1 protein-coding gene is annotated in these 851 nt (G+C 53.9%); it reads right to left on the reverse strand.

The window, feature by feature from the left end; genetic code table 11:
- On the reverse strand, window positions 1-765 hold a 765-nt coding region (locus ACESTR_RS16270), incomplete at its 3' end, for a hypothetical protein (RefSeq protein ID WP_373179460.1).
- Between the last annotated feature and the right edge of the window lie 86 nt (window positions 766-851).

Consider the following 851-nt stretch of genomic DNA (forward strand, 5'->3'; position numbering starts at 1 on the left):
TTTTTCGTCTTTCGGCTCGGGCAGACATATATTCTCCTCGTTTCCTGCGATATATGCCAGCCTGTCGATGTACCCTTTACGGGTGTAGTGGGTCAGTTTGCAGACACTCCACCCGTATTTCGGACTTTTGCCGAGCGTGAAAACGGGATAGCGGTGTTCGTTCTTGGGGTCGTATTCGGAGAGGTGCGCCGTTTGCGGGAAATTGGCCGCCGCCTTTCTCAACTCCCCGAAGCCGTTGCGGGAGGTGGCCGAAAAGCCGAGAATGACGGTACGCACGCTTCGGGTGGTCGAACACTCGTAAGAGGGGTCAGTGTATTCCGTTTCGTTGAGTTCGGCGATGATTACGCCCTGCACCCCTTCGGGCATGATGCGGCGTAACCTCTGCGCCCCTATTTCCGCTATGCGGTCATGCTCGGCTTTCTCTTTGGCGGCGGCGATGGCCTGCGCCGTGGCTTGCTCTTCCGCCTGCCCCACGAGCAAAGCCACCTCGAAAGCGTCCATGAACTCGGGGTTCACGTCGTCGTAGTACCTGCCGATACCGAATTCTTGGGAAAGGGGACGTAAAATGTCCGTTTGGCTGATTTCCTTTGTTTCGGTATCGACCATGTGGTACACGTAGCCACGGGCGGTGTGTTCCACCTTGTAAACGACGTAACGCTTTCTGCTCGCACCCGCACCGATACCGATGATAACCTGGTTTTCCTTGACTACCTGCACCTGCGTGTCCGTGGTAGTCGCTCCGAATAATGAAATGTACTTTGTCATACCTGTAAAAATTTAGAAGATGTGAGTGAATAGGAAATAGAAAAAGCCGGTTAGAGCCACGAGAGAAACAAGGCAGGAGAAAATGC

The organism is Alistipes sp. DJF_B185 (genome assembly GCF_964250025.1).
GTDB lineage: Bacteria > Bacteroidota > Bacteroidia > Bacteroidales > Rikenellaceae > Alistipes > Alistipes finegoldii.